Origin of the sequence: Dentiradicibacter hellwigii (assembly GCF_041770905.1) — a bacterium.
GTDB classification, from domain to species: domain Bacteria; phylum Pseudomonadota; class Gammaproteobacteria; order Burkholderiales; family Rhodocyclaceae; genus Propionivibrio; species Propionivibrio hellwigii.
In genome coordinates, this window is record NZ_JBEUWX010000002.1 from 524,449 (window position 1) to 546,926 (window position 22,478).

A 22,478-nucleotide genomic window follows, 5' to 3' on the forward strand; every position below is an offset into this window, starting at 1 on the left:
GCCCTGAAGCCCGTGTATTTAGGGACTCTCCAGAGGGATGCTCTGTAGCCCGTGTAAACAGGGCATCTCCGAGCCCCCTACCCGCCAGCCCTTTATTTATAAGGGGTTTAGAGGCGCCTGCCCGCAAACGCACTATCCACGCGGGGTTCCGAGGGGGTACTCCAAAAGCTTAATAGCGGCTCGACTTTGCCAAAAGACAAGGCGGCGAGCCGCAGGCAGTACACACCAGTACGGCAAGGCCAGGCCAGCACAGCAACGCCGTTTTTTGGTAAGGAAGACGTTATTTCGGAGTGGCCCCCTGCTTCGCTACAGGCACTGAAACGCCAGAATCGCGACGCCAGTCGGCAAGCTCGCCGCCAGAAACAGCGGCAAGGGACGGACGGTCTGGTTAGGAAAAAAGCGTTTGAGAATCGAGAATCCCGCCGGGTTCGGGGCGTTGGCGATAACGGTCAAGCCGCCGCCCGTCACCGCACCGGCAACGAGCGCATACTTGAATTGCTCGCTGACGCCGGGTACCAGCGAGCCAAGGTATGTCAGTGCCGCATTGTCGGTGATGGCCGTCAGTGCCGTGGCAATGTAGTACAGCAAGGTTGGGTTGAGGTCGCTCAGAACGAGTTCCAGCCACCATTGCTGAAAACCACCCAAGGTAATCAGCCCGGCAAGGAAAAAAGCGACAAGCAGCCCTTCCCGGATGTAAAGACGCCCCTGATAGGCTCGGTAAGCCTCGGCAAAGCCGAGAAAGAAAAGGAACAAGCCGAGGAAAATGACCGGATGGTGGGCAAAGATCACGACACCCGCGAGAAACGCCAGGTGCACAATAATGATGGGGAGGGGAATATTGGGTTTCTGGGCATCATCCGCTTTCATGCTTTTGGCTTTTTCCATCAGTTCGTGGCGGAAAATCCAGGTCACGATCGATGCGTTAATTATGACGGCAATGGCGGCTTTCCAGCCAAAATGGGTCAGCATGAACGGCGTATTCCAGCCCCAGGGCGCAGCAACCATCAGTACGGGAGGTGCGGCAAAGTGTGTCAGCGTGCCGCCGATCGAGACATTGACGAAGAGGACGCCAATCGTTGCATAGCGCAGGCGTAGGCTCAACTTTTCGGAAAAACAGGTATCGCTGAGCATCAGCGCCGCCAATGTCATGGCGCCCGGCTCGGTGATAAACGAGCCTGTCATCGGCAGGAAGGAGAGGCAGAGAAAATAGACCGCCAGATTGCTCGGCAGGGGCAATATCTTGGCAATGCCGTTCAGCCAAGACATTACCGCGTGCAAAATCGGCCGACTGGCAGCAACGACCATGATGGCAAGCACAAATAACGGCTCGGTGAAGCTGCGGCTTTCCATATACTTGATGGCGGATTCTGTTCCGCTATATACGGCCATCGAGGAGATCAGAACAAACGCCCAGAAGCCGAAAACCACTTCCACTTCTCCGAGCAGATGAAATAGGCCGGAATGTGTGTGATATCGGTGGGCCAGACGGGTAAAAAAGCTGGCGGAAAACGTATGCAACAGCGCAATGCAAAAAATTACCGCGGCAAAAATGTCGAACAGTGATGGAGCAGTAACCATAATTTCTCCAGATTATATTCATCCATAAAAATCATCCGGCCATATCGGTTCGTCCTGCCGCATTCGTCGCGGCATGCCGCTTGGCTTGTTGTACGCGGGCATCCGTAGATATCGCGCCGCTTTGCCAACCTGATTTCATGGATTGGAATGACTGCCCCGATCAGCAAAAATGATCGGGATCCCACTTTGATTCTGACGATATTTCTACATCAGTTCAATGTGGGAAATACGTAAGGAGAAGTCTTTTCGTGCAACAGCGCCCAGTCACCGCCACACATTCTGTTTGAGCGTTACGCTACTTCTACAAGGCCGAGCAGCAATTTACGCCGTTTTATTTTTTGTACTGCCGGGCTTGCGGCCGCGCGCAGGCGCGGGCAGATCGCAGGATAAACGGTAACTTGTACCTTCTATTTTTTTGCCGTTGATAAAGCGCGTCACTTTGCAGCAGATCAGTTCGCCCGATTCGGCAAGCTGCGCAAACGCCGGTTGCAGGCGCGCTATCGGCACATTCAGCGCCTTGGAAATATCGGCATCGAGTTGCTCACCGTTACTTCTCAAGTACTTCAGAATGTTCGCATCCATACGCGCTCCCTGTTCGCAATCGAATTGAATTGGTTTATACATCGTTCGTTGACATCATTATGCATATAGGTACGACGTACAACGTTTCTGCACGATACGTACCGCTTTCATGCCTGATGCAACGATATGAAATAAAAAACCCGGCCAAGTTACCGGGCTTGTAATAATGGCGCATTATACAATAATGACGCGGTTTACGCCGGCTATCTGTCCATTATCAGTGTGCCTGCCGCATTTTCTTTATTCCCACTGCGCTATCTGGCACTCAGTCACATTGCCCTCCGTGCTCATGGACGTGACCATGAGAAATTTCCTCATCACTGGCCGGACGCACCGCCCTGACTGTACAGGTAAAAATCAGTGCCGTGCCCGCCAACGGGTGGTTGCCGTCGAGAACGACCCTGTCATCGGCAATTTCGGTTACGCGGTAAATCAGCATATCGTCTTCACTCCCGCGTTCGGGAATACCTTCAAACTGCATGCCGACCTGCAATTCCTTGGGAAAACTGCTACGCGGCTCAATCTCGATCAGATCGGCGTCGTATTCACCGAATGCATCATTCGGCTGCATTTTGACAGTCACCGACTCGCCAATTTTTTTGCCTTGCAACGCTTCTTCGATCATGGGAAAAATATCGTCATAGCCGCCATGCAGATAAACGATAGGATCTTTTCCGGCATCGACCAGCGTGCCTTCGGGATCGGTAACGCTGTAATTGAGCGTCACTACGGTATTTTTGATGACTTCTTCATTCATAGTTTCAGCTCCTTGAGGCGATGCAGAATATCCGCAACATGCCCTTTCGGATTAACGCCATATAAAGCGTCAAGCAATGTGCCACGCTTATCGATGATGAATGTCGAGCGGACAATCCCAAAACGCTTGGGGCCACCCGCTGCCTTCTCTGTTTCATTTGCTTCTTTTTCCTGCCAGACACCGTATTGCCGGCACACGCTGCCATCAGCGTCAGAAAGCAATGGGACTGATATGCCGTGCTGGTCGCGGAATTCAGCATGCTTCAGGCAATCGTCGCGGCTGATGCCCAGCGCGATACAGTCATGTTTCTGGAAAGCCTCCTCATGATCTGAAAAATCCGTGGCTTCCAGAATACAGCTCGGCGTGCCATCCTTAGAATAGAAAAAAAGTACGACATTATGTTTGCCGCGAAAATCAGCAAGCCTGACCGGCGCCATGTCCGCATCCGGCAGTGTGAATAACGGTGCGGTGTTTCCGGGTTTCAGCATGCGCTTTCCTTCAGTAAAAGTTGATCGCCGACGGACATTTTATTTCCTGTGTGCTGTTTATTTTATGCGCCACTTTACGCCGCATGCATCAAAGGCTCCGACGTTTGCTGGCGCGGGCAGGCGCACATTACCAGAAAAAGATATGCGCGAAGCTACGTGCTACAGAAAAATCCGTTGAAATAAGGCTTTCCGGATAGACGGCATAAACAACCAAAGCCGGCATACGCGCAATGCTAGGGCTTTACCTCAGTTACCTCAGCAGGCGGCTGACTTGTGCTGCGTTTGACTTGATCTTCTTTTTGACGCGCTTTCGATACGGCGGATGCTGCCGGCCGCTTGTCTGGAATCTGCACGAAAACCTCGTCATCCTTGACCATCCCAAGTTCAAAGCGGGCGCGCTCTTCAATGGCATCGTAACCTTGCTTGAGGTCGCGTACTTCCGCATCAAGGCCCGCATTGCGCAGTTGCAGCTTACGATTAATCTCCTGCTGCGCCCGCAATTGCTGATCGACATCCCAGACGCGCAACCAACTCCCCTTGCCGAACCATAAGGGATATTGCAAAAGCGCAACCAGTACCATCAATGCCAGAGAAAGCCAGCGCACGATACCCCCGGATCAGCCGCGCGCCCGGCTATCGGTTTGAGTGATGAAAAATTGCCGCATGTTATCTGAGGCTATAGAACGCATCACTCCCCGGATAGGTTGCCGTATCGCCAAGATCCTCCTCGATGCGCAACAACTGATTATATTTGGCGATACGATCAGAACGCGACAGCGAACCCGTTTTGATTTGCAGCGCATTCATGCCGACTGCGATATCAGCGATTGTCGTATCCTCGGTCTCGCCCGAACGGTGCGAAACAACGGCTGTGTATCCTGCGCGTTTAGCCATCTCGATGGCGGCAAAGGTCTCCGAAAGCGTACCGATCTGGTTGATCTTGACGAGAATCGAATTGGCAATGCCCTGCTGGATACCATCCTTGAAAATCCGGGTATTGGTAACGAACACATCGTCGCCGACCAGCTGGATGCGTTTGCCCAGGCGCTCGGTCAGCAGCTTCCAGCCGCTCCAGTCATCCTCGGCCATGCCATCCTCGATGCTAATGATGGGAAAAGTGTCGGCCAGATTGGCAAGGTAATCGGCAAGCTGCGCAGAAGTTAGCTGCAACCCTTCGCCGGTTAGATAATATTTACCTTCCTTGAAAAATTCCGAGGCCGCACAGTCAAGCCCAAGCAGCACGTCTTCTCCCGGGAAATAGCCGGCCGCTTCGATCGCCTCGACAATTAGCTTCAGGGCTTCGGCATGGCTGGACAGATTGGGCGCAAAACCACCCTCATCGCCGACGGCCGTCGACATCCCCCGCTTATCGATCAGTTTTTTCAGCGTGTGAAATACCTCGGCGCCGCAACGCAGTGCTTCACGGAAGGAGTTCTGACCAATGGGCAGAATCATGAACTCCTGGAAATCAAGATTGTTATTGGCATGCTCGCCGCCGTTGACGATGTTCATCATCGGCACCGGCATCTGCATCGGCCCGGAACCGCCGAAATAGCGGTATAGCGGCAGGCCCGACTCTTCTGCAGCAGCTTTGGCGACAGCGATCGAAACGGCCAGAATGGCATTGGCGCCCAGGCGCGATTTATTTTCCGTGCCATCGAGCTGAACCAGCGTCTGGTCAATGAAAGCCTGTTCCTGCGCATCCAGGCCGATAACCGCCTCAACGATCTCGGTATTGACGTTTTCGACAGCCTGCGTCACGCCTTTGCCGGTATAACGCGCCGCGTCGCCATCACGCAGTTCGACGGCCTCGCGCGTGCCTGTCGAAGCGCCCGAAGGCACTGCCGCGCGGCCCAGAACGCCCGATTCGAGCAGGACATCGCATTCGACGGTAGGATTGCCGCGTGAATCAAGAACTTCACGGGCGACGATATCAACGACTGAACTCATGGCTTTCCTTCATTGGTCAGAATTTTCATTTTCTCTGCCGGAGTTTTTACCAGAACTGCACACTCCCGATCTGCCCGGAACGGGCAAAAATTCCAGTCTTTATCAATGCTCAGTGCATTTCCTCAAAACCATGCGCCTTGACGAGGCCATCAAGCACCGTCACTACGCGCAACAGCGAGGCCATGCGATCAAGCGGCCAGCTGTTGGGTCCGTCAGAAAAGGCTTTTTCCGGACACGGATGCGTTTCCATGAACAGGCCGGCAATGCCCGTGGCAACAGCGGCACGCGCCAGCACCGGCACAAACTCGCGCTGCCCGCCGGAAGAGCTTCCTTGCCCGCCGGGCAACTGCACCGAGTGCGTAGCGTCAAATACAACCGGACAGCCGGTTTCACGCATAATCGCCAGCGAACGCATGTCAGAAACAAGATTGTTGTAACCGAACGAGGCGCCACGTTCGCAGACCATCAGAGTCTCTGCGCTGCCGTTGGCCTCCCTGGCCTTGGCGACAACGTGCTTCATGTCACCCGGTGCCAGGAACTGCCCTTTCTTGATATTGACCGGCTTACCCGTCGCTGCGACGGCGTGGATGAAATCCGTCTGACGGCACAGAAAGGCCGGTGTCTGCAGCACATCGACCACGGAAGCAACTGCCGTAATATCGGCGATTTCATGGACATCGGTCAGAACGGGAACGCCTGTCTGGCGACGAACCTCCTCGAGAATGCGTAGCCCTACCTCAAGTCCGGGGCCACGCGGCGACTGTCCAGAACTGCGATTTGCCTTGTCGTAAGAGGCTTTAAAAATATAAGGCAAGGCAAGCTCGGCACAGATTTCCTTCAGGGTTCCGGCAACGTCGACACAAAGTTCGAGCGATTCAGCCGTGCATGGACCCGCGATAAGGAACAGCGGCCTGTCAAGGCCAACGTCAAAACCACAGAGTTTCATGCGCGCCCTCCACGATTCTGGTAGTCGATGGCCGCACGGACGAATGCTGTAAACAGCGGATGTCCGAGACGCGGTGACGATGTAAATTCCGGGTGGAACTGGCAACCGACAAACCAGGGATGTTGGTCACGCGGCAATTCGATCATTTCGCACAGCTCGGTGCCCGGTGCGCGGCCGGAGACGACCAGTCCCTTGGCCTCGAGTTCGCCAAGCAAGGCATTATTGACTTCATAGCGATGCCGATGGCGTTCAACAATCGTCGGCTGCCCGTAAATTTCGCGCGCCAGCGTCCCTTCGCGCAACTGACAGATTTGGCCGCCCAGACGCATCGTCCCGCCCAGGTCAGAGCGCTCGTCACGCTTTTCAACTTTGCCGGAAGCATCCTGCCATTCGGTAATCAGACCGATCACCGGGTAAGGTGTCGCCTGGGAAAATTCGGTGCTGTGCGCCCCCTCCATGTCGGCAACATGGCGAGCGTACTCAACGACGGCCAGTTGCATGCCCAGACAGATGCCCAGATACGGAATCTTGTTTTCGCGCGCATGGCGGATCGCAAGAATCTTCCCTTCCGTGCCGCGCCGGCCGAATCCGCCGGGAACGAGGATAGCGTCCATACCATCTAGCAGACGACATCCCGCGCGTTCGATTTCTTCAGAATCAATGTAGTGAATCTTAACCTTGCTGCGCGTATTCATCCCGGCATGCGACAAGGCTTCGATCAACGATTTATAGGATTCGGTCAGATCGATGTACTTGCCGACAAAGGCGATATTGAGCGTACGCTCCGGATTTTCTAGAGCCTCAACTAGCCGCTTCCATACCGAGAGATCGGCGGCTTTGGCGAGAATATGCAGCTTGTGGCAGACGATTTCATCAAGCATCTGATTGTGCAGCATCGCCGGAATTTTGTAGATTGAATCGGCGTCCAGACACTCGATCACCGCCTCAGGCTGCACGTTACAGAACAGCGCAATTTTTTCTTTCTCGCTTGCGGGTACCGGACGCTCGGTACGGCACAGCAACACATCCGGCTGTATGCCGATCTCGCGCAGTTCCTTGACCGAGTGCTGTGTTGGCTTGGTCTTGAGCTCCCCGGCCGTCGGAATATACGGCAGCAGGGTCAAATGGATATAACAGGCGTTGTCGCGCCCTTCTTCCAGCCCCATCTGGCGAATCGCTTCCAGGAAAGGCAGGGATTCGATATCACCGACTGTGCCACCCACCTCAATGATCGCCACCTCAGCGCCTTCTGCACCCAAGCGGATATGCGCCTTGATTTCGTCGGTGACGTGCGGAATCACCTGCACTGTCTTGCCAAGATATTCGCCGCGCCGCTCCTTTTTGATGACTGATTCGTAAATCTGACCAGTCGTGAAGTTGTTGCGCTTACTCATTTTGACGCTGGTAAAGCGCTCATAGTGCCCGAGATCCAGATCGGTTTCGGCGCCATCCTCCGTCACGAACACTTCCCCGTGCTGGAAGGGACTCATGGTGCCGGGATCGACGTTGATATAAGGATCGAGCTTGAGATGCGTGATTTTGATGCCGCGTGATTCGAGAATCGCACCCAGGGACGCCGCGGCGATGCCCTTGCCCAGCGAGGACACGACGCCACCGGTCACAAAAACGTATTTAGTCATGGAAATGCTCAGCAGCGGGAAAGCCCGATTGTAGCCGAAACGCCTGCTACCCAGAAATCAATCAGAAAAATTAATCCTACGGGATATGCGACTACGGATGATACGCATTCTGCGTAGACTGGTTATCCGAGATACCCATCGATGCCAAAACAGCGGCTGTCAACGAAACCGGCCTTGCCAAAGCAAGGCCGGAAAAAACAACACGCCGCGTAAGCGGTCTGCCAGACTACAGGCGATTGGCGTAATACTCGACCACCTGCTTGAGGTCAATCGGAAACGGCGCTTCGTCAGCGGATGGCGTCCGGGCAATGGTTGCCGTATGCGCCTGTTCGTCGAAGCTGATCCACTCGGGACGGCGCAGCGCCGGCTCGGCCAGTGTTTCCGTCACCATGGAAATGCGCTGACCGCGTTCGCTCAGTGAAATAATATCACCCGGTTTGACACGCGCAGAGGGAATATCGACCCGGCGGCCATTGAGCCGAATATGTCCATGACGAACGAGTTGACGCGCCGCAATACCGGTCGGTGCAAAACCAGCGCGGAATACGACATTGTCGAGACGACGTTCGGCCAGCTCAATCAATTTTTCGCCGGTCGGATCTTTCGAGCGTTCTGCTTCTACAATCAGACGGCGCAGCTGTTTTTCACCCAGGCCATAGTTATAGCGAATCTTCTGCTTTTCCTGGAGTTGCGCGCCGAATTCTGATTTTTTGCGCATCTTGCCACCATGCTGACCAGGCGGATGCGGACGTTTTTCAATCGATTTGCGCGATAGGCCAGGCAATTCGACGCCCAGGGCGCGCATAACTTTAAGGCGTGGTCCGGTGTAACGGGACATAGTCTGAATTTCCTTGTCAAATTAAAAAGGTAAATACAAAACAGTACAGGCAAATTCTCCTGCAGCCGCCAGCGGCACCGGGGAGGATTCCGGTACAGCCGAGGTGCCGCCACGACCACGAAGCCCGGCAACACAAGGGAGAAAGCGTGATTGTAACGTCAACCTAAGCACAATGAAAAATGCAAAAGCGCTTCAGCGTCTGATCAGTGGCGACAAAGCGCAACATCATTGCGGGAAAATCAACGCGAATCAACACGACCGGCGCCTTGCACTCGCCCAAACCACTGGCAATGAGATAGCCCAGGCACAGCGCTTTTTCGGCGGTTTCACTGTATGATTGATATCAATCTTCACGCAGATACGCCAATCCCCCATGAAAACCGACCGTCCCGCTTTCGCCTTTGGCCGCCGCTTTGCCGTCGTGCTGCTGATCGCCGTATTGATCGCCGGTCTCGGTTTTTGCAGAAAAACGGAGGATATCGACGCAACGGAAATGGTGCTAGCAGGCGAGACACCGCTTGCCAAAGCGGCTGCCCACGGAGATATTAAGGCAATCGGCAAGCTGATTGACGATGGCGCTGAAGTCGACGCCAAGGATACGCTCGGCAGAACCCCACTGCATATCGCCGCCTTTTACGGTAACAGCCGCACCAGCGCTTTCCTGATTTCCAAGGGCGCCGACGTTAACGCCCAGGATCGAATTGGCATGACACCGCTGCACGTTGCCGTCATTTCTGGTGGAATACGTGAAGTAGAAGCGCTGCTCGAAGAAAAAGCCGACATCAACCTCAGGACAGCGGCAAATCAAACTGTCCTGCATTTATCCGCCGCGACAGGACAGCCCAAGCTTACCCGGCTTTTACTCGATAGGGGCGCTGACCCCAACAGCGAAGATGGCAAGGGCAAAAACCCGCTCTTTTACGCTGTCCAGAATAGTCATCCCCAGACGGCTGCCGTCATTCGTCAGGCGATTTCCGGAGACACAAAAAAGGCCGTAAAAAGAAAGACCGAAAAAGAGAGGGCCGAAAAAACCGACATGCAGCAAAGCGATACAGCCTCCATGCCGCCCACTACCACTGTTTTGCCGGAATCCTCCGCTGCATCTCCTGAAAATCCCGTAGATTCCGAGATTCCCGAACCGTCAATTGTTCTGCCTCAACTCCCCGCCCCACCGGCGTCAGCCCCCGACACTTCGGAATAAATTGGGCGCGCGATACATTGACCCCCATTGGCATCCGTCTCGACCTACGAAGCCAGTGCCTGTCTGCACTATATGATGATTAAGCCCTGATGTCTGACGTCGTCGAGATCGGGAACCCTTTTGCCCCCTCTTTTTCATCTTTCCCACCGGCCTCATTCCCGGCCATGGGTAACCCTGGTAACACGCGGTAATCATTATCGCCAAGCAACGGATAAATATGCCCGCGTGCCTTGTCAGGCTGATCTTTATTGCACGCTGGCTGGCACGTCCTGCGCTTTAGGAAATGCCCCTCGGCATCTTGTCAGTGTGCTGCCCATTGCTGCCCGGCCGTGTTTCATCACCTGGTTCTGCGCCTATCCGGCTTTGGTGCTCGGCTCATCTTCCGTGGACCATGTTCGGCAACATAAATCCACAGCGGCCGATATTCGCCTTTGAAGATGCCATGATTGAACCGATGGCGGTCATTCCCGCCATCGTCACACCCATACGACTTGTACTTTTGCCGTGGTCGTGGTCACGTCCGGCAATGACGCTGCCTTCACGCCGCCTTCATTCTCCTTCCACTGACGCTGGCTCTGCATCCGCAATGAAACCGGCGCAAGACGACATGGCCTAGCTTGATGCCCAACCCGCCCAACAAAATTCAGAAAAAACCCACCCCGCCGTTAATCTGCACAATTTCGCCGGTGACGAAAGCCGAGCGCGCCGAGCTGAGGAACAGCACGCTTTGCGCCACATCGTCAGGCGCGCCTTCACAGCCCAACGGCGTAGCCTCAACAACTGCCCGACGCCCTTGCGGGGTATTGAAGCGCTCGTGAAAACGCGTGGCAATCAGCCCGGGGGCGACGCCGTTAACGCGGATACCGAGCGGCCCACCTTCTTTCGCCAGTGCGCGGGTATAAGCCACGATGGCGCCTTTTACCGCCGCATAGGCGGCCGCACCCGGCCCCGCACCGTTGAAAGCGGCCAGTGACGCCATCGTCACAATGGCGCCTCGGCGACGCGGCGCCATACGCTGAAACGCCGCTCGCGCCGTCAGAAAAGTACTCGTCAGATTGACATCGATGACTTCGCGCCAGAAATCAAGCGTCATCTCTGTCGTCGGGCGACGTCCGATGATGCCGCCCGCGTTGGCAAATACCGCTTCGAGCGCACCCAGTTCGCCTTCAGTCTGCTCGAATACTTTTTCCACCTCATTTTCTCGTGTCAGATCGGCCCGAATAGCCAGCGCCCTGCCGCCTGCTGCCTGAATGTCGTGCACCACGCCGGCAGCCCCCTCCGCGCTGGTAATGTACGTCAGCGCCACCGCCGCCCCTTCTTTTGCATAGGCTAGCGCCGCCGCCTTGCCAATACCAGATCCGCCACCCGTAACAAGAACCGTTTTCGATGCAAATTCCATAGTTGCCTCCTGTGTTTTCATGTTTTCACATGCTCACGCTTGGTCAGAAAGCGCTTTACTTTCCAGCGTAGTGTCAAACCATCGATAGGCGGCCACGGATTGGTGTCCGCTAACGGCTGCCGGAAAATAGCCCCAGTTCCCGCAAGCGATCGGTCATTTCTGCCGCCATACGCGCGTAACCCTGGGCATTGGGGTGAATCGGGTCGGCGCGCAACTCCGCCCGGCCGAGCACACCGGAAAAAACATCGGCAATGACGGGGATTTTTTCCTCTTTGCCCAATGCCTGATAAATCGGCGAATCCGCCGGTTTTCCTACGGCGCTCATCAGGGAAAATGCCGGTACGGCAACCAGAACAGCCGCAGCACCCTGCTGGCGAATTTCGCGCAGCATCTGCCGAATGTCTTCCTTGACCAATTCATCTGGTCGGCGGCGCAAAAAGTCATTACCGCCGATTTCCACGATCACCAGATCGGGGCGATGTTCGGCCAGCAACGCCGGCAGGCGGTTTTTACCGGCTTCTGCCGTATCGCCCGGAACGCCGGCGTTGATCACGCGCCAGCCGGTTCGTGCGGCGATCAGCGATGGCCAGTCTTCACCGGGCGCGGCGCCGGTGCCGAACGTGACGCTATCGCCAAAGGCGAGTACCGTTTTGCCGGGGGCGATCGCGGCCAGTTTGACGGATTTTCCGCACGCGGCCAGTAATGTGGAAGCGGCAATGAGGCCGAATGCACGTCGTCGGGTCATATTCATCGGATTTCCTCCTCTCCCGTTCTTCAGCGAGGCATGCCTTCAGAATGCAAATACATGCTTGATGCGCAGCGTTTTTTTATCTTTGATCAGGGTAAGCAGCCGGTCGATGTTGGGATGCTTGCCGGGATGCGCGCGGGCGTCCACAGCATGTTCTGCAAACAAATCCAGCCCTTTGCGCGCGGCTTCCGGCGTAATCGCGCCATATGTCTGCGCCAGGTGGTTGTAGATTGCCAGCGCCCCTTGGCTGCCGGGTTTATTTTCGACACGCGCCACAGCATCACCTTCGGCGTCGAACAGATCAATGGCTGCCAAATGCGAAATACCGGGCAGTTTTTTGAGATTGGCTGCGAAACTGGCAGCAGATGCAGCCGCCGCTTCGTCGTCCATCTTTTCGCCGGCCGCCGACGCAGGTAAATCGGGCGATTCCGGCGATGTTGGCGTTTCTGACGGTTTTGGTATTTCAGACATGCGCGCTTCCTCCATCAAATACGCTGCGCCAGTTCGACCGCCTTGCCAAGATAGGTCTGCGGCGTCAGCGCCAGGAGTTCCGCCTTGGCCGCATCGGGAATCTCCAGCGTGCGGACGAATGCCTGCATATCTTCGCGCGAAACACGTTGGCCGCGCGTCAGCGCCTTGAGTTTTTCGTAGGGGTTGGCCACGCCGTAACGCCGCATCACCGTCTGGATGGGTTCGGCCAGCAGTTCCCAGTTGGCGTCGAGATCAGCATTCAGGCGCTCGGCATCCGCCTCCAGCTTGCCCAGGCCGCGCAGCAGCGAATCGTAGGCCAATAGCGCGTAGCCAAACGCCACGCCCATGTTGCGCAGTACCGTCGAGTCGGTCAGATCGCGCTGCCAGCGGGAGATCGGCAGTTTTTCGGATAAATGCCGCAACAGTGCGTTGGACAGGCCAAGATTGCCTTCCGAATTTTCAAAATCAATCGGATTGACTTTGTGCGGCATCGTAGAGGAACCGATCTCGCCGGCTTTCAGCTTCTGCCGGAACAGACCCAGCGAGATATAGCCCCAGACGTCGCGGTCAAAGTCGATCAGAATCGTATTGACACGGACGAAGGCGTCGAACAGCTCGGCCAGAGCATCGTGCGGTTCGATCTGGATAGTGTAAGGATTGAATTCCAGGCCCAGCCCCTCGACGAAACGGCGCGCAAAGCTTTCCCAGTCGAAGTCCGGATACGCCGCCAGATGCGCATTGTAGTTGCCGACGGCGCCGTTGATTTTTCCCAGCAGGCTGACGCCCGCAATACGCCTGCGCGCGCGATCGAGCCGGGCGACGACGTTGGCGATTTCCTTGCCGAGCGTCGTCGGCGTGGCCGGTTGCCCATGGGTACGCGACATCATCGGCAGGGTGGCATGCATATGCGCCAGGTCGCGCATGCGTTCAATAACGCGGTCGAGCGCCGGTAACAACACTTCGTCGCGCGCCGACTTGAGCATCAGCGCGTGCGAGAGATTGTTGATGTCTTCCGAAGTACAGGCGAAGTGAATAAATTCGCCAACGCGCATCACTTCAGGAGTGCCGGCCAAGGCTTTTTTGACCCAGTATTCCAGCGCTTTGACGTCGTGATTGGTCTCTGCCTCGATCGCCTTGACCTCGACGGCCTGGGCAGGAGAAAACCCGGAAACCAGGGCATCAAGCGCTGCGCTGGTTTGTGCCGAAAACGGCGGAATCTCAGCGAAATGCGGCTCGGCCGCCAACACCTTGAGCCAGCCGATTTCAACTTCCAGCCGACGGCGAATCAGGCCATATTCGGAAAACTGCGCACGCAGCGCGTCAACCCGGCCAGCATAACGGCCATCCAGCGGCGACAGCGCAACAATAGGTTCAAAAGACATTTCGGACATCTTGTATTCCTGTATTCCTGTCATTTTTGTCAAAACGCAAGGCAGCGGCCCGGTGCGAAGCGCATCTGCCACCGATCGAACGGTGCGGTTCCGACGCCATTCTACCTGAGTACCTGAGCGGAAACGGTGGCGGCCGCGCACGTGCGTCCAGAAAAATTGTGTAGCATCAGCGACCTGTATTGGCGTGAAATTTGTGCACTATTTCACACTATTGAGCAGCATCCTTGCGGCCGATGCTATAATCGACCGCGTCATTTTTGCCCCTCACGCTAAAAGATGAAGCTTGTTGGCACGCTTACCAGCCCCTTTGTTCGCAAGGTACGAGTCGTTCTCGCCGAGAAGAAGATCGATTACGAATTTGTCATCGATTCGCCGTGGGACGCAACGTCCGGCGTTCCGGACATCAATCCGCTCGGCAAGGTTCCTGTCCTGATTCTCGACGATTCGACCGTGCTGTTCGATTCAGGCGTGATCGTCGAATACATTGACAGCGTTGCCCCGAACAACAAGCTGATGCCCGAATCCAATCGCGAGCGCGCCGAAGTCAAGCGCTGGGCCGCTCTGGCTGACGGCATCTGCGATGCGGCGGCGCAGATTTTCCTTGAACGCAAGCGCCCGTCTCTCCAGCGCAGCCAGGAATGGATCGACCGCCAGTACGGCAAGATCGCCCGCGGCTGCGAATACATGTCGAACGACCTGGGTAACGGCGCCTATTGCATCGGCAAGCAGTACACGCTGGGGGATGTCAGCATCGGCTGTGCGCTGGGCTATCTCGAATTTCGCCTGCCCGAAGTCAACTGGCGTGAACGGTACGCCAACCTTGCCCGGCTTTACGACAAGCTGATGCAGCGCCCGGCCTTCATCGACACCGTGCCGCAAGCCTGATCGGCGCCGGCCGGCGGCCACACGCAGCACATTCACCGACAGGCGCCTCTGGAGCCCGCGTAAACAGGGCATCTCAGAGCACATACTCCGAAACCCGCGTGGATAGGGCGTTTCCGGGCGCCTACCCGGAGATGCGCTGTTTATAAGGGTTGCAGAGGGTTGGTCGGGCACGGTGTTCCAGTTTATGTTTTTTTGATGCCCTGAGCCCCTTTTATTTAAAGGGCCTCAGAGCAATTTATGTTTTCTGCCCTGTTTTTTGGATTTTGGGGGCGCTCCAAAAGCGCCAATAGCGGCTCGACTTTGCTCAAAGACAAGGCGGCGCATAATCCGCCGCCCAACCGCTCCCGGGTAGATACTTCCGCTACAGCCAGCCCGCGCGTTTGAAGCGGATATAGAGAATGACGCTGGCGGAAACGATGACGCCCAACGCCATCGGATAACCGTATGCCCAGCCCAGTTCGGGCATTTTCTTGAAATTCATTCCCCAAATACCAGCAAAAGCAGTTGCCATGGCAAAGATCCCGGCCCAGGCGGCAAGGCGCTTGGTGACTTCATTGTCTTCGATGGTCACCATCGAAAGATTCACCTGAATGGCCGTGCCGATCGTTTCACGGATGGCGTCAATGGAAGCGTTGATGCGCGTCAGATGGTCGTAAACATCGCGGTAATATTCGCGGGAATTGGCGCATAACTCAGGCACCAGCTCACCGGAGAGTTTTCCGACAGCCTCCCGCAGCGGGGCAACGGCGTGCCGCAATTGCATGGCTTGATGCTTGAGGTCATACAGCCGCCTGACATTGGCATTGGCTGCGCCCTTTTCGAAAATCCGCTCTTCGATTTCCTCCAGCGTCATTTCCAGCGCGTCGATGATCGGAAAATAGCGATCAACAACCGCGTCCATGAGGGCATAAAGCACAAATCCGGCGCCCTGCCTGAGCAATCCCGCCTGGCGTTCACAACGCTCGCGCACGGCCTGGAAATCCCGCGCGCTGTTATTCCGGATCGAGAGAACATAATTGTGCCCGGCAAACACGTCCAGTTCGCCGACACTGAACTCGCCTTCCTTAAAATCCAGCAGCCGCATGACGGAAAACAGCGAATCGCCGTATTCCTCGATTTTTGGCCGTTGTTCGCCGTGCCTGGCATCTTCCACCGCCAGTTCATGCAGTCCGAACGCTTTGCGCATGAACTCCAGTTCTTCCGGCGTCGCATCGCACAAGGCCACCCAGACAAAGCATCCCGGCTGCCCGAGGTAACGGCCAATATCCTCAACGGCAATGTCCGCCAGACGCGCCCCATTCAGATAGGCAACACAATTAACGAGCACGGCATCCTCCGCATTTTTCTCCGATTATGCAGTCACCTGCCACAGGCTTTTTCGTTTCGACTGTTGCAGTACCAGACGGGCTTCCCTGCCTGCCATCACCGCTCAGACGCGCGCCAACGGATTGGGCGTCGCCTCAGCGATCCGGGTCAGCACATTATGGTCGGTATGGTGAAACAATTCCGCCTGTCCCTGAATCTTCATGACCGTATCTTCATCGTAGAACCAGGTGCCATCGTCGTTAAACCGGACCCGGATGCGAAACTCAACGGTCTTAAATGCATGGTCGAGAAAGGGATTCGAGCAAATGCCATAAACCGGATCGCCCAGGCGAGCAGTGAGTTCAAACTCATTGGCATCCGGCGCAACCGTGCCGCCGGCCATCACCACCTGCCCGCGCGGGATGGTCAAGGTGTGGATGACCGTGCCGTTCGCCGGTTCCCACAACCAGTAACCGACTTGGTCATGGTAAGTCTTGACCTGATCCGGTTTGGTGATGTGCGTGTGATAGCGCAGGCCATAGAACAGCTGCGGGCCATTGGTCTGCGGATCGATCGGCTGTAGTTCGATGCGTTCTACATAAGTCTGCTGCTTTGGCCCCTCGGCCTTGGGCTTAACGTCCATGCCGCGCTCGCCTTGCCAAAGTCCAGCCATGCGTGTCAGCGGCCCCAGGCATTTCAGCGTATGCACATCGGCCTGCGGTTCCGTGTAAATATCCTTGGGAAAAGTGCCTGCATTGCTCATGAGATCGCGCTCCTTCGTAAATCTGGCATTGGATGGGCGTCCATTATCCCACGCCTTCGCCTGCCCTTTCGCCATCAGGCAAACGCATCAATTATGCCGGCGCGCCGCAGGCCACAGCGCCGCGACAAACATGCCCGCAGCCACAGCCGCCGCCAGTGTCAGATACCCCGGCGCAGACTGCGCCGTAAATCCGATCACCAGCGCCAGCGCGGTCAAAGGCGCACGCATCGATACCGCCAGAAAAGCCGCCGACCCCGCCAGGGATGCCGTCAGCAGATCGACGGACGGCCAGAACGGCTGCACCAGCAAGCCTGCCAGCAGCCCCGCGACTGCGCCGAGCGCCAGCGCCGGCGTCAGCGTACCGCCAAACACTCCGCTGCGCAGTGTCAGCAAAACCACGGCCGCCTTGGCGATGAGCAACGCCGCGCATAGCCCGAGCGATGCCCCCCAGTACGCAGTCTGCGCCACCGAGCGACCATTACCCAGTACTTGCGGCAACCAGATCGCCACGATGCCGCTCAATAAAAACGCCAAAGGCATTGCCCAGAGCACCTGAAGTTTCCGGCAGCGGCGCCTTTCAACTTCTTTAACCGCACGGCCAAAGCCTTCAGCCGGCAGCCCCACCAGCGCCCCCACGACAGCCGCCCACAGCACGGAAGGAATCGAAACGCTGACCTGGCCGACGGCATAAAACGCTTCGGGCGAAACCTCGATCCGCGCCACCACGGTGGCAATAACCGAAACGGCCAAAGCGATACTCGCATTGCGCACGGTAAACGCGCCGAGCAATATTTCCAGGGCAAAGATCGCACCGGCAAACGGCACATGATACACACCGGCCAGCCCGGCGGCCGCGCCGCAGGCGACCAGCACGCGCCGCATTTCATCATCGATTTTCAGCGCATCGGCGATGCGGCCGGCGAACAGCGCGCCTAGTTCGCGCGGCGCCACCTCCCGCCCGACGGGCGCTCCTACACCGACGGCCACAATCTGGAGTAATGCATGGATGACGCCTTCGGGGAACGGCGGCCGCGCCGTCGCCGATGTCTCCGCCACCACGGCGGCTTCGACGCTCACCACAGGCCGGCCGCACGTTTGCAGCCACCACCAGCCGAGCGTGACCAGCGCCCCGCCGCCCATCAGCGCCAGCAAACGCCGCAAAGGCGTCGTGCCGTCGGTCACGATGCGCAGCGCCGCCGATTCTCCCTGTCCGAAGGTAAGAATTTCAACGCCGTGAATTAACGCCGACAGCGCCGCTGCGCCCAAGCCGGCGGCAACGCCGACCAGCACCACGGCAACGATCAGCGCGATTTTCCGCCGCATCAGACCAACGCGCTCACAACGATACGGCACGCGCGCAGCCTCACGGCAAAGCGCATTTCCAGCCGCTCACCAGACGGCCGCTGCTGCCGCGCCGGCCATATTGGCGCCGATGTCTGCGCGTTACCCCTGCAGCTCACAATGACAGCTTCTTGAAAATACATTCGGGAATATGGCGAATGGCAAACATGATCAGGCGCCAGAATCCCGGCAAATAAACGACATCGCGCCGGCGTTCAACGGCCTCGACGATATCGCCGGCAATCGCTTGCGGCGTGCGCCACAGCGCTCCCTTGGCAAAGGCCGCCGTCATCGGCGTATCGATGAAACCGGGTTTGATCGTCAAGATCTGAACGCCGCTTCTTGCCAACCGGTTGCGCAGGCCTTGCAGAAAAATATCGACCATGCCCTTGGCCGCGCCATAGACGTAGTTGCTCTGTCGGCCGCGATCACCGGTGACCGAGCCGATGACGGCGAGGCAGCCGTGCCCTTGCCCGGCCAGATGCTGTGCCAGTCGCGTCGACAGCGCAACGACCGAAACGCCGTTGTTGTCGATCTCGTGCAGCGTCTGCTCAACGGAAGCCTCGCAGGCTTTCTGGTCGGGCAAGGAACCATGCGCGATCAAAACAGTATCCAGCCCGCCGAGCGAGGCCAGCGCCGCGTCGAGCATGGCGGCGTGGCGTTCCCTATCGCACGCATCCATCGTAAAGCACTCAACCGAAGCCGCGCCGCGGACGCACAGATCGGCGGCAATCGCTTCCAGGCGTTCCTCCCGGCGGCCGACAAGAAATAATGCGCAACGGCGCGCCGCCCAGAGGCGCGCAACGGCCTCGGCAATCGCCGATGTTGCGCCGATGATCAGGATTTTTTCTTGCATGCTTACCTTCCCACCGTCCTTGTAACCATCATGACAGCACGCGCCGCGCGAAATCCGACAAAAAGGCCGGATCGACATGGTGCATGAATTCCTCAAAGCGCGGATAGCTGCGGCGATAGAAAACGCCGCTCATGCGCGCATCCTTGGCTGCGTACAGGCGCCCGCCGGCTGCCTCGACGATCGCATCGAGCCGCCGGAACAACGCCAGCGTCAGGGCGCCATTATTGGGAAAATCGAGCGCCAGCGTCAGGCCGTGCATGGGGAACGACATCAGGCCGGGGCTGGTTCGCTCGCCAAAAGTCTTGAGTACGGCCAGAAAAGAACCGCGGCCGTCGGCGGCAATCGCGTTGAATACCTCGCCGACCGCTTCGCGCGCCGCCATCGGGAGAACAAACTGATACTGAAAAAAGCCATGCGGCCCGTAAATGCGGTTCCAGTTTTGAACAGCGTCAAGCGGGTAGAAATACGGCGCGTAGTGAACGATCTGATGCAAGGCCAGCGGCCGGTTGTAATACGCAGCATTGAAAGCGCGCAACGAGAGGCGGTTAACCAGCGAGAACGGCGGCGTAAACGGTATGCCCAACCGCGTTTGGCCCCGCATCACAAAACCGCCCTCCGGCGCATGATCACCCGCCATGAAAATACCGCGTAGCGAAGGCGCCAGGCAATCGACCCAGGCGACAACGTATTCGTGTTTGGCCTCGACCTCGGCATTGAGGGCAAAAAATTCGTCCAGGCCGGAAAAACGTGTGTTTTCAACCTCGATATACGCACTCGGGATGGGCCTAAGCACCAGCTCGACCCAAGTAATCAGCCCCGTCAGCCCCATGCCGCCGATCGTCGCAGAAAAGAGTTCCGCATTTTCCTGCGGTGAGCAAATGTGGCGCGAACCGTCCGAGCGCAGCAACTCGAAGCGGCGGACATGGCAGCCGAACGTCCCCGCGCCGTGATGATTCCTGCCGTGCACATCGTTGGCGATCGCCCCGCCGACGGTGACGAAACGGGTGCTCGGCGTCACCGGCAGAAACCAGCCGCGTGGAACGAAGACATCAAGGATTTCGGAAAGCAGCACCCCCGCCTCGCAGGTCATCACGCCGGTAACTGCGTCGAACGCCATCAGCCGGTCAAGACCACGCGTATGCAGCAGCGCCCCGCCGCTGTTCAGGCAAACATCGCCATAACTGCGGCCATTGCCATACGCCAGCATCCCGCCAGAAGCGGAAATCAGGGAAGATAACGGCGGCAGCGCCGCAGTGCGGTCATTCCACCAGATTTCTTCCGCCGCCGGCATAACCGGCAAACGTCCCCATGCACGCAAACTCATGATTCCGTTCCCATCGTTTTTTGTCTCGCCAGAAAAACAGCCCCTAGTACAACGACAATAGCCCGATCATCGTCGCTTCACGGCTCCCCAGGCCGCTCGGCAGAAACAACAGTCCGCCGACCAGCAGGGCAAACGCGTAGACGAACAGCGCAGTCGCCACAAGCAGCAAATGCCCCACCAGTGCGGCAAGCAGCCACCAGACGCCGATGCCTTCAGCCAGGTAGCAATGCCGTAAAAACGAGGAGCAATACTCGCAACACTCCGCCGACAACCGGCTCCGCGCCGGTGCATACTCTCACAGACCGATGCCGGCCAGCAACAACACCGCCAACCCATCGCTGACACGCTCGGCGAGAAAGGCCGGGGGGCTGGCTGGCACCGGCACGCCTCGCGGCTTGAGCAGCACCGAACGCAGGCTTTCGCCCAGCTTCCCAGGGCTGGTCGTCAGCGCAAAACTGGAAAAACAGGCGGCAAGATTAATGCGTCACGGCAGGCACGCATCGGCCAGATGCAGATAGCGCGCCCAGCGCAGAAATCGAAACAGATAATTGACCAGCGACAGTGCAAGCACACCGAGAATCACGAAAAAACCGGCGCCAGCTACCGCCACTGCAGTCTCACGCCATCCTGCCCAGAGCGACAGGCCAGAATAACCGACTTCTACCAGCGCAATGCTGATGAACACAAGGCGCAACGGCGGCAACGCCAATCTACCGGGAACCTGGCTGTGGCACTGGTCGGATCGGATCCTCTCAGGTAATGATGCCCCCGCCCAGACAGATACGGTCTTCGTAAATCACGACGGACTGCCCCGGTGTCACAGCCCATTGCGGCTCGGCAAAACTGAGGCGGCAGCCCGCTGCGTCGATCTGCTCGATGACGCACGGGGCATCGGCCTGCCGATAGCGCGTTTTGGCCGTATAGGGATGCGCCGTCTGCGGCCGGTCCGCCGGGCGATCGCCGGCGATCCAGGAAAGCTGACCGGCATGCAGCGCTGTTGCCCGCAGCGCGGGATGATCGTGCCCCTGAACGACATACAGGATATTGCGCGCCATCTCCTTTTTGGCCACGAACCAGGCGGCATGATCGCCAGTGTCGCTGCCCTTGCCTCCTTTGACGCCACCGACGTGCAATCCTTTGCGCTGGCCGAGCGTGTAAAAGGTCAGCCCGTCGTGTTCGCCCAGCAATCGGCCGTCGTCAAGGCTGCGAATCTCACCCTTGCACGGCGGCAGGTAACGCATCAGAAATTCCTTGAAAGGACGTTCGCCGATGAAACAGATGCCGGTCGAATCCTTCTTGAGTGCGACGTGCAGCGTTGCCGCCGAAGCCAGGGCGCGCACATCCCGTTTGAGCATCCCGGCCAGCGGAAACAGGGTGCGCGCGAGCTGCGCCTGATTGAGGCGATGCAGAAAATAGCTTTGATCCTTCGTCGCATCCGCCGCCTTGAGCAGCTGGAATTTACTGTCCGCGCCATGCACGGCATCCACCTGACGGACGCCCGCGTAATGGCCGGTAGCGATCTTTTCGGCGCCCAGCCCCATCGCATGATCGAGAAAGGCCTTGAACTTGATTTCTGAATTGCACAGCACGTCGGGATTGGGCGTGCGCCCGGCCTGATATTCATCGAGAAAAATCGAGAATACGCGCTCGCGGTATTCACTGGCGAAATTGACGACTTCAACATCGATGCCGATCGTATCGGCCACGCTCATGACGTCGATCAAATCCTGGCGCGACGAGCAGTATTCATCGTCGTCATCGTCTTCCCAGTTTTTCATGAACAGCCCGATAACGTGCCAGCCCCACTGTTTGAGTAAAAGTGCGGCGACCGAGGAGTCGACACCGCCGGACAGACCAACGACGACCGTGCGCCCATCGCCTTCCCGCAGTTCTGCCGGCGCGCATTGACGAGCCTCTGCCAGCAATTGCGTATACGTTTTCTCACCCATGACGTTTTTCACCCATCATCATCTTATCTGCCGCCTTGTTCGCCACCATTCTTTGCTATTCGTTGC

Annotated in this window: 25 protein-coding genes; 4 read left to right on the forward strand and 21 right to left on the reverse strand. The window is 57.4% G+C overall.

The window, feature by feature from the left end:
• Window positions 1-306: 306 nt before the first annotated feature.
• The 9 genes from ABCS64_RS04720 to rpsD all read right to left on the reverse strand — a co-directional run bounded on the left by ABCS64_RS04720 (window position 307) and on the right by rpsD (window position 8,779).
• Window positions 307-1,578, reverse strand: coding sequence for a putative Na+/H+ antiporter (locus tag ABCS64_RS04720; RefSeq protein ID WP_418890748.1), 1,272 nt, complete (start codon window positions 1,576-1,578; stop codon window positions 307-309).
• A gap of 321 nt (window positions 1,579-1,899) precedes the next feature.
• Complete coding sequence (locus ABCS64_RS04725) at window positions 1,900-2,160, reverse strand: hypothetical protein (RefSeq protein ID WP_418890749.1); 261 nt, start codon at window positions 2,158-2,160, stop codon at window positions 1,900-1,902.
• A gap of 265 nt (window positions 2,161-2,425) precedes the next feature.
• A complete protein-coding gene (locus tag ABCS64_RS04730) occupies window positions 2,426-2,917 on the reverse strand; it encodes an FKBP-type peptidyl-prolyl cis-trans isomerase (RefSeq protein ID WP_418890750.1) in 492 nt (163 codons plus the stop codon).
• Window positions 2,914-3,405 (reverse strand): peroxiredoxin, encoded by a 492-nt coding sequence (locus ABCS64_RS04735; RefSeq protein WP_418890751.1) that lies wholly within the window; start codon window positions 3,403-3,405, stop codon window positions 2,914-2,916. Before ABCS64_RS04735 ends, ABCS64_RS04730 begins: the two co-directional genes overlap by 4 nt.
• Window positions 3,406-3,638: 233 nt before the next feature.
• On the reverse strand, window positions 3,639-4,010 hold the full coding sequence (ftsB, locus tag ABCS64_RS04740) for a cell division protein FtsB (protein WP_418890752.1): 372 nt from the start codon (window positions 4,008-4,010) through the stop codon (window positions 3,639-3,641).
• 61 nt (window positions 4,011-4,071) lie between these two features.
• A complete protein-coding gene (gene eno / locus ABCS64_RS04745) occupies window positions 4,072-5,355 on the reverse strand; it encodes a phosphopyruvate hydratase (protein WP_418890753.1) in 1,284 nt (427 codons plus the stop codon).
• 109 nt (window positions 5,356-5,464) lie between these two features.
• Window positions 5,465-6,301 carry a 3-deoxy-8-phosphooctulonate synthase gene (gene kdsA / locus ABCS64_RS04750; protein ID WP_418890754.1) on the reverse strand — a complete coding sequence of 279 codons (837 nt, stop codon included), beginning with the start codon at window positions 6,299-6,301 and terminating at the stop codon, window positions 5,465-5,467.
• Window positions 6,298-7,941, reverse strand: a complete 1,644-nt coding sequence (locus ABCS64_RS04755; protein WP_418890755.1) for a CTP synthase — start codon at window positions 7,939-7,941, stop codon at window positions 6,298-6,300. The genes kdsA and ABCS64_RS04755 overlap by 4 nt, the downstream gene beginning before the upstream one ends.
• A 226-nt stretch (window positions 7,942-8,167) precedes the next feature.
• The gene (rpsD, locus tag ABCS64_RS04760) at window positions 8,168-8,779 is read right to left on the reverse strand and encodes a 30S ribosomal protein S4 (protein ID WP_418890756.1); all 612 of its coding nucleotides are present in this window, start codon (window positions 8,777-8,779) and stop codon (window positions 8,168-8,170) included.
• A 172-nt stretch (window positions 8,780-8,951) separates the two neighbouring features.
• Between rpsD and ABCS64_RS04765 the strand changes: the two genes are divergently transcribed.
• The 3 genes from ABCS64_RS04765 (at window position 8,952) to ABCS64_RS04775 (ending at window position 10,596) form a co-directional block, all read left to right on the forward strand.
• On the forward strand, window positions 8,952-9,116 hold the full coding sequence (locus ABCS64_RS04765; RefSeq protein WP_418890757.1) for a hypothetical protein: 165 nt from the start codon (window positions 8,952-8,954) through the stop codon (window positions 9,114-9,116).
• A gap of 36 nt (window positions 9,117-9,152) precedes the next feature.
• Complete coding sequence (locus ABCS64_RS04770) at window positions 9,153-9,980, forward strand: ankyrin repeat domain-containing protein (RefSeq protein ID WP_418890758.1); 828 nt, start codon at window positions 9,153-9,155, stop codon at window positions 9,978-9,980.
• A gap of 391 nt (window positions 9,981-10,371) precedes the next feature.
• A complete protein-coding gene (locus tag ABCS64_RS04775) occupies window positions 10,372-10,596 on the forward strand; it encodes a hypothetical protein (RefSeq protein ID WP_418890759.1) in 225 nt (74 codons plus the stop codon).
• Between the two features lie 27 nt (window positions 10,597-10,623).
• On the opposite strand, the gene ABCS64_RS04780 is transcribed toward ABCS64_RS04775, so the two are convergent.
• The 4 genes from ABCS64_RS04780 to purB form a co-directional block, all read right to left on the reverse strand.
• Window positions 10,624-11,379: an SDR family NAD(P)-dependent oxidoreductase gene (locus tag ABCS64_RS04780; RefSeq protein ID WP_418890760.1), complete on the reverse strand. Its 756-nt coding sequence runs from the start codon at window positions 11,377-11,379 to the stop codon at window positions 10,624-10,626.
• Between the two features lie 109 nt (window positions 11,380-11,488).
• On the reverse strand, window positions 11,489-12,130 hold the full coding sequence (locus ABCS64_RS04785) for a GDSL-type esterase/lipase family protein (protein WP_418890761.1): 642 nt from the start codon (window positions 12,128-12,130) through the stop codon (window positions 11,489-11,491).
• 39 nt (window positions 12,131-12,169) lie between these two features.
• A complete protein-coding gene (locus ABCS64_RS04790) occupies window positions 12,170-12,517 on the reverse strand; it encodes a DUF2322 family protein (RefSeq protein WP_418891884.1) in 348 nt (115 codons plus the stop codon).
• A 95-nt stretch (window positions 12,518-12,612) separates the two neighbouring features.
• Window positions 12,613-13,980, reverse strand: a complete 1,368-nt coding sequence (gene purB, locus ABCS64_RS04795) for an adenylosuccinate lyase (protein WP_418891885.1) — start codon at window positions 13,978-13,980, stop codon at window positions 12,613-12,615.
• Between the two features lie 285 nt (window positions 13,981-14,265).
• Here purB and ABCS64_RS04800 point away from each other — a divergent pair, with 285 nt between their 5' ends.
• Window positions 14,266-14,874 carry a glutathione S-transferase gene (locus tag ABCS64_RS04800; RefSeq protein WP_418890762.1) on the forward strand — a complete coding sequence of 203 codons (609 nt, stop codon included), beginning with the start codon at window positions 14,266-14,268 and terminating at the stop codon, window positions 14,872-14,874.
• A gap of 361 nt (window positions 14,875-15,235) precedes the next feature.
• Here the strand turns inward: ABCS64_RS04800 and corA are convergent, their stop codons facing one another.
• From corA to mnmA, 8 genes are all read right to left on the reverse strand, one after another.
• Window positions 15,236-16,201, reverse strand: a complete 966-nt coding sequence (gene corA / locus ABCS64_RS04805; protein ID WP_418890763.1) for a magnesium/cobalt transporter CorA — start codon at window positions 16,199-16,201, stop codon at window positions 15,236-15,238.
• A gap of 102 nt (window positions 16,202-16,303) precedes the next feature.
• Window positions 16,304-16,942: an FABP family protein gene (locus tag ABCS64_RS04810; protein ID WP_418890764.1), complete on the reverse strand. Its 639-nt coding sequence runs from the start codon at window positions 16,940-16,942 to the stop codon at window positions 16,304-16,306.
• A gap of 87 nt (window positions 16,943-17,029) precedes the next feature.
• Window positions 17,030-18,295, reverse strand: a complete 1,266-nt coding sequence (locus ABCS64_RS04815) for a chloride channel protein (RefSeq protein ID WP_418890765.1) — start codon at window positions 18,293-18,295, stop codon at window positions 17,030-17,032.
• A 103-nt stretch (window positions 18,296-18,398) separates the two neighbouring features.
• Window positions 18,399-19,139: an SDR family oxidoreductase gene (locus tag ABCS64_RS04820; RefSeq protein WP_418890766.1), complete on the reverse strand. Its 741-nt coding sequence runs from the start codon at window positions 19,137-19,139 to the stop codon at window positions 18,399-18,401.
• A 28-nt stretch (window positions 19,140-19,167) separates the two neighbouring features.
• Window positions 19,168-20,463, reverse strand: coding sequence for an FAD-binding oxidoreductase (locus tag ABCS64_RS04825; protein ID WP_418890767.1), 1,296 nt, complete (start codon window positions 20,461-20,463; stop codon window positions 19,168-19,170).
• A gap of 43 nt (window positions 20,464-20,506) precedes the next feature.
• Window positions 20,507-20,734 (reverse strand): hypothetical protein, encoded by a 228-nt coding sequence (locus ABCS64_RS04830; RefSeq protein WP_418890768.1) that lies wholly within the window; start codon window positions 20,732-20,734, stop codon window positions 20,507-20,509.
• A 213-nt stretch (window positions 20,735-20,947) separates the two neighbouring features.
• Entirely contained in the window at window positions 20,948-21,148 is a 201-nt protein-coding gene (locus ABCS64_RS04835) for a hypothetical protein (RefSeq protein WP_418890769.1), read from the reverse strand.
• A 67-nt stretch (window positions 21,149-21,215) separates the two neighbouring features.
• Window positions 21,216-22,412: a tRNA 2-thiouridine(34) synthase MnmA gene (mnmA, locus tag ABCS64_RS04840; RefSeq protein WP_418890770.1), complete on the reverse strand. Its 1,197-nt coding sequence runs from the start codon at window positions 22,410-22,412 to the stop codon at window positions 21,216-21,218.
• Window positions 22,413-22,478: the final 66 nt, after the last annotated feature.